General features: G+C 68.6%; 8 protein-coding genes. 2 read left to right on the top strand and 6 right to left on the bottom strand.

Annotated elements, in window-relative coordinates; genetic code table 11:
* Nucleotides 1–99: 99 nt before the first annotated feature.
* The 5 genes from AC3A6P_RS35950 to AC3A6P_RS35930 form a co-directional block, all read right to left on the bottom strand.
* Nucleotides 100–1,050 (bottom strand): Ppx/GppA phosphatase family protein, encoded by a 951-nt coding sequence (locus AC3A6P_RS35950; RefSeq protein WP_487697424.1) that lies wholly within the window; start codon nucleotides 1,048–1,050, stop codon nucleotides 100–102.
* On the bottom strand, nucleotides 1,041–1,532 hold the full coding sequence (locus AC3A6P_RS35945; RefSeq protein ID WP_487697421.1) for a DUF501 domain-containing protein: 492 nt from the start codon (nucleotides 1,530–1,532) through the stop codon (nucleotides 1,041–1,043). The genes AC3A6P_RS35950 and AC3A6P_RS35945 overlap by 10 nt, the downstream gene beginning before the upstream one ends.
* Nucleotides 1,525–2,202 (bottom strand): FtsB family cell division protein, encoded by a 678-nt coding sequence (locus tag AC3A6P_RS35940; protein WP_487697420.1) that lies wholly within the window; start codon nucleotides 2,200–2,202, stop codon nucleotides 1,525–1,527. Before AC3A6P_RS35940 ends, AC3A6P_RS35945 begins: the two co-directional genes overlap by 8 nt.
* Before the next feature lie 38 nt (nucleotides 2,203–2,240).
* Nucleotides 2,241–3,530 carry a phosphopyruvate hydratase gene (gene eno / locus AC3A6P_RS35935; RefSeq protein ID WP_487697418.1) on the bottom strand — a complete coding sequence of 430 codons (1,290 nt, stop codon included), beginning with the start codon at nucleotides 3,528–3,530 and terminating at the stop codon, nucleotides 2,241–2,243.
* Between the two features lie 87 nt (nucleotides 3,531–3,617).
* Nucleotides 3,618–4,016 carry a PaaI family thioesterase gene (locus AC3A6P_RS35930; protein WP_487697423.1) on the bottom strand — a complete coding sequence of 133 codons (399 nt, stop codon included), beginning with the start codon at nucleotides 4,014–4,016 and terminating at the stop codon, nucleotides 3,618–3,620.
* Between the two features lie 138 nt (nucleotides 4,017–4,154).
* Between AC3A6P_RS35930 and AC3A6P_RS35925 the strand changes: the two genes are divergently transcribed.
* Nucleotides 4,155–5,480, top strand: coding sequence for an aminotransferase-like domain-containing protein (locus AC3A6P_RS35925; RefSeq protein WP_487697416.1), 1,326 nt, complete (start codon nucleotides 4,155–4,157; stop codon nucleotides 5,478–5,480).
* Between the two features lie 21 nt (nucleotides 5,481–5,501).
* Here the strand turns inward: AC3A6P_RS35925 and AC3A6P_RS35920 are convergent, their stop codons facing one another.
* Entirely contained in the window at nucleotides 5,502–6,224 is a 723-nt protein-coding gene (locus AC3A6P_RS35920; protein WP_487697415.1) for a lytic transglycosylase domain-containing protein, read from the bottom strand.
* Between the two features lie 193 nt (nucleotides 6,225–6,417).
* Here AC3A6P_RS35920 and efeU point away from each other — a divergent pair, with 193 nt between their 5' ends.
* Nucleotides 6,418–7,332 (top strand): iron uptake transporter permease EfeU, encoded by a 915-nt coding sequence (efeU, locus tag AC3A6P_RS35915; protein ID WP_487697414.1) that lies wholly within the window; start codon nucleotides 6,418–6,420, stop codon nucleotides 7,330–7,332.
* Nucleotides 7,333–7,412: the final 80 nt, after the last annotated feature.

The raw sequence follows: 7,412 nt of genomic DNA, 5'->3' as shown, positions 1-7,412 counted from the left end.
GACAAACACCTCAACCACACCCACGACAAACCCCTCCAGGCAGTCGCCGCTTGACATAGGAGCAATGCTCGCTCGCGGTTATGGGGGGGAGGGTCGCGGTCAGGCCAGGAGGGAGTAGGCGATGCCGTCGAGGATGTCGTGCTCACTGACCGTCAGCGTGGTGATGCCGGCGCGTGAACCGAGCGCCGCGGCCAGTTCCTGCACCACGATCGCGCCGCCACCGATCACGTCGACGCGGCCCTCGTGCATCGGCCCGAGCGCAGCGCGCTGTTTGCGGGTCATGGCGATCAGCTCGTCGCACACCTGCAACAGCCTGCCGAACGGCACCGTCGACAGGTGGATGGCCGCCGAGTCATAGGTGGTCATGTCCTGGGCCAGGGCCGCGATGGTGGTGAACGTACCGGCGACCCCCACCCAGGTGCGGGCCCGCTCCACGGCCACGACACGCAGCGCCTCGTCCAGCCGGTGGCGCACCACCTCCCGCGCAGCCTCCACCTCCTCGGCGGTGGGCGGGTCGGAGTGCAGGCAGCGTTCGGTCAGCCGGACACAGCCGATGTCGGCGGAGTACGCGGCCTGGGCGCCGCCGGCGTCACCCAGCACCACCTCCGTCGACCCGCCACCGAGGTCGACGACCACGAAAGGCGCCGCCGCGGAATCCAATTCGGCCACTGCGCCGTGGAACGACAGGCCGGCCTCCTCGTCGCCGGTGATCACCTCGGCGCTCGCGCCGAGCACCACCGCGCCGAGGATCTCGGACGTCATCGCGAAGAACGCGTCGCGGTTGCTCACATCGCGCGCCGCGGACGTCGCCACCATCCGCACCCGCGTGACGTCGTGGGCCCGCATGAGTTCGGCGTAGTCCGCCAGCGCCGCGCGGGTACGGGCGATCGCCTCCGGTGCGAACTCCCCCGTCGCATCCACCCCCTGCCCCAGCCGCACGATCCGCATCTCGCGGTGCACATCGTGCAGCCCGTCGGCCTCGACATCGGCGATCAGCAGCCGAATCGAGTTGGTGCCACAGTCCACCGCCGCCACTCGTGTCACAGCCAGTACTCCTTGTCCAGGATGCCGGCCATGCCGGGTTCGACGGCCAGGATGGCCAGCGCTTCATCGCCGAAAGGGTTGACACCCTTGCCTTTTGCCAGCGAATGGGCGATCACCACGTGCAGACACTTCACCCGGTCGGGCATTCCCCCGCCGGAGAACGTGGTGCCCAGTGGCTCGATGGCGTCACGTTCGGCCAGGAACTGCTCGTGTGCACGCCGGTAGGCGGCGGCCAGGTCCGGGTCCGAGGCCAGCCGATCGGTCATGTCTTTCATCAGACCGGAGGATTCCAACCGACTCGCCGCCGCCGTCAGCACCGGATGGGTCAGGTAGTACAGCGTCGGAAACGGGGTCCCGTCAGGCAGTTTCGGCGCGGTCTTGACCACCGCGGGCTCCCCGTTCGGGCACCGGTACGCAATCTCGAGGACTCCCCGCGGTTCCCGGCCCAGTTGGGCGGCCACGGCGTCCAGGTCTTTCGGGTCAACCACCGGGCACCGGCGCAGGTGGCGGGGGCGGCGGCACGGAGGCGGGTGCCGGCGGGCCGTGCGGATCGTCGGCGATGGTCTTCCACAGCGTGCTGTACCAGGGCCCCTCGGGAACGGCCGAAGTACCCGGAAGAGCTTCGGGCGCTTCGGGATTCGTGGCCGACGGCGGCAACTGCACCTGGTAGGGAATGTCACCGGGCATGACGAACCCCAGGCGTTCCCGGGCCTGGGCGGCGATGTAGGCCGGATCCGCCAGCTTCGCCTTCTGCTGTTCGAGCTCGGAGATCTGTTCGCGCAACGCGGCCTCGGACGCCATCAGCTGGTTCATCTCGGTGCGCTGGGCGAAGTAGGTGCGCACCGGCCCGGCGATCGTCAGAGTCAGCACACAGATCACCGCCGCCAGGATGGCCGCCCGCCGGGCGGTGAAACCCAGGCGCTGCTCCGACTGGCGCTCCGCCGACACGATGATCGACTGGCGGATCGGTTCATGGACAACTGCTTCCCGACCGTCGTCCTGAGCGTCAGCCTCGTCGGCGGGCCGCGGCTGTTCCTTGCGGACCAGCGAGGACGACTTGGTGGCGCCCTTACGCGGGCGCCCGGCCTTGGGGTCGCCGGAGCGCCCCGGACCGGAGGTCGGGGACCGCCGTTTCTCGGGGCGCTTCGCGTCGGACATCGTGGTTAAAGCGTACCGAGCCCTGCCGGGCTACCCGGTTATTTGCCGTCCACCGACAGTCGGGGGAAAGCCAGGTCACCGGCGTAGCGTGCGGCGTCACCCAGGGCTTCCTCGATACGCAGCAGCTGGTTGTACTTGGCGACACGCTCACTGCGGGCCGGGGCGCCGGTCTTGATCTGACCGCTTCCCACCGCCACCGCCAGGTCGGCGATGGTGGTGTCCTCGGTTTCGCCGGAGCGGTGGCTCATCATGGTGCGGTAGCCGCTGTTGTGGGCCAGCGCCACAGCATCGAGGGTCTCGGTGAGAGTGCCGATCTGGTTGACCTTCACCAGCAGCGCGTTGGCGGCACCCTTTTCGATGCCCTCCTCCAGGCGCTCGGGGTTGGTGACGAACAGGTCATCGCCCACCAGCTGCACCCGGTCACCGATCGCGGCCGTCAGGGCCACCCAGCCGTCCCAGTCGTCCTCCGACAGCGGATCCTCGATGGACACCAGCGGGTAGGCGTCCAGCAGACCGGCGTAGAAGTCGGCCATCTCGGCTGCGGTGCGGGTCTGCTTCTCGAACGCGTAACCCGTTCCGTCGGTGTAGAACTCGGTGGCGGCCACATCCAGGGCCAGCGCCACGTCGGTACCAAGCTTGAAGCCGGTGGTCTCGATGGCCGAGCTGATCAGGTCCAGCGCGGCCTTGGTGCCCGCCACGTCCGGGGCGAATCCACCCTCGTCACCGAGGCCCGTCGCCAGGCCCTGCTTCTTGAGCACCGACTTCAGGGCGTGGTAGACCTCCGCACCCCAGCGCAGCGACTCCTTGAACGTGGGCGCGCCGATCGGGGCGACCATGAACTCCTGGACGTCGACACCGGTGTCGGCGTGTGCGCCGCCGTTGAGGATGTTCATCATCGGCACCGGCAGGATGTGCGCGTTCGGCCCGCCGAGGTACCGGAACAGCGGCAGGGCGGCACTGTCGGCGGCGGCCTTGGCCACTGCCAGCGACACGCCGAGGATGGCGTTGGCGCCCAGCCGCGACTTGTCGGGGGTGCCGTCGAGATCCAGCAGCGCCTGGTCGACCAGACGCTGGTCGTCGGCGGACAGGCCGATCACGGCGGGAGCGATTTCGTCGAGAACGGCCTCGACGGCCTTCTCCACACCCTTGCCGCCGTACCGGGCGCCACCGTCACGCAGCTCGACCGCTTCGTGTTCACCGGTGGAGGCACCCGACGGCACCGCGGCGCGGGCGAAGGTTCCGTCGGTCAGTGCGATCTCGACCTCGACTGTGGGATTGCCGCGCGAATCGAGGATCTCTCGGGCGCCGACCTGCTCGATGATGGGCACGGACGTCTCCTTGTGTCTTCAGCTGAATCGATTGCGCGTTCAGCCTAGAGGTTGGCCGCCCGGGGTGCCGAGGCCGGATCTCCTTGTTCACCGGCCCGCGGCCTGATCACCCCGCAGCGTCAGCACCGTGCTCGTCACCGTGGCCACGGTCTTGCCGTCTCCGCGGGTGATATCGCAGGTGTAGTGGGTGATGGTCCGGCCCGAATGCGTCGGACGGGCAGCCGCGATCAGGGTGTCGGTCCACACCGGACGCAGGAACACAGCGCGGATGTCGATGCTGGTGAAGGACTCGCCGGCCCGCATCAGGGTCGAGTGCGCGGTGCCGATGGCGGCGTCCCCCAGCTCGACCAGGAAGCCGCCGTGCACGGTGCCCTGCTGGTTGCCGTGCCGTGCGGCGTCGACTTTCACCTGTACCGAGGCGGTGCCGGCGCCGACGGCGACGATGTCGAACCCCAGCAGCTCGGAGATCGCGGTCGGATAGCGCATGTGCAGGTCAGTGGGGGCGTTGTCGCCGGCCAGCATGCCTTCGAGGAACGCCAGGACGGGCAGTTGTTCAGTCACGAGGCCGACGTTAGAAGGACGATACTGATGCAATCAAGAAATTGTCCTAGCTACATTGACGTCATGCGGGTGCAGCGCTACACCACCGTGGTCGACCGGCTGACCGAACAGATCCGGCGCGGAACCCTGCCGCCCGGCACCCGGCTGCCGACGCACCGGGCCCTGGCCAGCGAGCACGGGATTGCCGTGGCCACCGCCACGAAGGTGTACCGCGCCCTCATCGCATCCGGGCTGGTGGTGGGCGAGCCGGGACGGGGCACCTTCGTGCGTGATCTCAGCGGGTTCGCCGGGCTCGAGCCGCGCCGGCTCCCGCACGATCGCCGCGTCGCGGATCTGTCCTTCAATCAGCCGCTGGCACCCGCGCAGGCCGACCAACTGCGCACCGGACTGCGGGAGATGGCCGCCGAAGGCGACCTGTCGGCGCTGCTGGCGCAACAACCTCCGGGCGGTCGCAGCCGCGACCAGGCCGCCATCGCGACGTACCTACTCGACCGCGATATCGACGTCGCCCCCAGGGACGTGCTGCTCACCGGCGGAGCCCAACACGGCTTGGACACGGCGCTGGGAGCGCTCGCCGGTGCGGGATCGGTGGTGGCCGCCGACTGCCTGACCTACCCGGGGATCAAGCTGATCAGCACCGCCCGCAATATCGAATTGGCTTCGGTGCCAGCCGATTTCACCGGACCCGACCTCGACCACCTGGACCGGCTGTGCGGTCGCCGGCCAATCCGCGCCCTGTACACGATGCCCACCCTGCACAACCCGTTCGGCTTCGTGCTGGACAGCAAGGTGCGACAGCGCATCGTCGACATCGCGCGCCGCCACGACGTCATCCTCATCGAGGACGCGACATATGCGTTCCTGGAACCGGAGGCACCACCACCGCTGCAGACATTGGCCCCGGAACGCACCGTGTACGTGGGCAGCATGTCGAAGAACCTGGCCGCCGGCCTTCGGGTCGGATTCCTGGTCACCCCACCCCGATACCGCGCCGCACTGTCCCGCCAGCTGCGGGCCGGCAGCTGGGGAACCTCGAGCCTGTCGACCGCACTGACCACCCGGTGGCTCACCGACGGGACCGCGCAGCGGCTGGAGAAGCTACGCCGCGCTGACGCCCGGGACCGGCAGGGGCTGGCGCGGGCCGCATTCGCCGGCCTGGACTACCGCGCACATCCCAGCTCGTACACCGGTTGGCTGACGCTGCCCGAGGAGACCCGCGCCGATATCGCCGCCCGCCAACTGGCGCAGCGCGGGATCCTGGTGTCCACCGCCGATGCGTTCGCCCTGTCGGCTCCGGCGCCCAACGCCCTGCGAATCGCGTTGGCCACCCCGGCGCTGATCGACCTCAGCGACGCGCTCGCCGAGATCCGGGTGATGTGTGGCGTCTGAGCGCCGGTAGACACCCGCCCCTTACAGGGCGCGGCCGCTGGCGTAGGCGGTGGCCCAGTCCCGGACCGTCCGCGCGTACTGCTCGGAGTTGTTGTAGGCCTTCAGCGCGGCCATCCAGCCGCGCGGGCTGGACAGGTCACCGCCGCGCCAACAGAGGTATCCCGCCGCCGACAGCGCCGCATCATCCATGTTGTCCGGGCTGATCACACCGTCGTTGTTGGCGTCGACGCCGTAGAGCTTCCAGGTCTCGGGGATGAACTGCATGGGCCCCATCGCCCGGTCCAGATGCGGATCGCCGTCGAGGAGGCCGCCGTCGGTGTCCGGGATGTGCATGTTGCCCGCGGTGCCGTCGAGCCGCACACCCCGGATCGGCGGGGTGATATCGCCGTTGCCGGCCATATCGGCGTTGCGGTAGGTCCCGTGGTGGCTTTCCACCATCCCGATGCCCGCCAGCGTGGTCCACGACAGGTGGCAGTCCGGATTCTCCACCTCGGCCACCCGGGCCGCGTAGGCGTAGGCCTCCAGGGCGGTGGCGGGGATACCCAGGGCAGGTGCACGCTCGGCGGCCCACTGGTGAAGTTGATCCGCCCCGCGGCCGTCGGCATAGGTGTCCACGGCGGGCACCGGGTCACCCGAGGGCGGCGGAACACCCTCCGGAACTGGCGTGCCGACCTGCCACGAGCAGCTCGATGCCATCAGCAGTGCTGCCGCGCCTACAGCTGCGGCAGCCTGTAGCCAGCGCATCGACACAGGACTCCTCAACCCACTCTGGTCTTGACCCATGGTCGCATAGCGAACGAAGTACCAGGGTTTGGCCGCGGCGGGGCGCACAGGTGTAACGTCCGATTCGGCTCATCGTTAGGTGAGCCACACCTAGCTTTCGCCGGCGTGTTCGTCGGTGCTGCCGGGTGTACGTCGCGGCATGAAGGAACGTGGAATGACCACGGTGGTGGACACCTCGGTATCCGTGCTGGCCGCAGCTCCGAGCGTGTCCACACAGGTACTTGGCAGCTTACTCATAGGTTTGCGCGAGGGCCTGGAAGCAGCCATCGTGGTGAGCATCCTGGTGGCGTTCCTGGTGAAATCGGAACGCCGCGACGCACTCAGATGGGTCTGGCTGGGTGTGGGCCTGGCCATCCTGATGACGCTGGGTGTGTTCCTGGGAATCCAGTTCGGTGAGAAGACCATCAGCGGCCTGGGAGCCGAAGCCATCGCCGGGGTGGCCTCCCTGATCGCCGTCGTGATCGTCACCACGATGGTGCTGTGGATGAAGAAGGCCGCCGCCGGCCTTTCCGGTGAGCTGCGCGGCGAGATGTCGCGCGCCCTGGAGACCGGCGGTGTGGCCGTGGCGGTGCTGGCCTTCCTGGCTGTCGGCCGCGAAGGCGTGGAGACCGCCCTGTTCATGGTGGGGTACGCCGAAGCCGAGACACTGTGGCCGCTGACCGGCTTGATCATCGGGGTGTTGATCGCCGCAGCCATCGCGTACGGCATGTACGCCGGCGCGGTACGCATCAATCTCGCCAAATTCTTCAAGTACACCGGCGTACTCCTGATCGTGGTGGCCGCGGGCATCCTGTCCTACGGCGTCGGCGCGTTGCAGACCGTCGGCTGGCTGCCCGGGTTGTCCAGCCGCGCCTTCGACATCAGCTCCTGGTTCGACTGGTCGGCCTGGTACGGCGAAGTGATCCAGGGCGTGTTCAACGTGACGCCGACGCCCACGGTGCTGCAGCTGGTGTGCTGGCTCGCCTACCTGGTGATCGTCCTGGCGTTCTTCCTCCGGCCGGTGTCGGCGCGCCGCCAAGCTGCCCCGGCGCCCGACAGCGAATCCACATCCGAAAGGTCAACCAAATGAGCCGTTTTCCCTTTGTCGCTGTGGCCGCGGCGGTGTTGGCGGGTGTGTCGTTGACCAGTTGCACGGCCAAGGAGTCGGCG

Source organism: Mycobacterium sp. Soil_C_30, from assembly GCF_057656995.1.
This window is presented reverse-complemented; position numbering and strand designations above follow the sequence as displayed.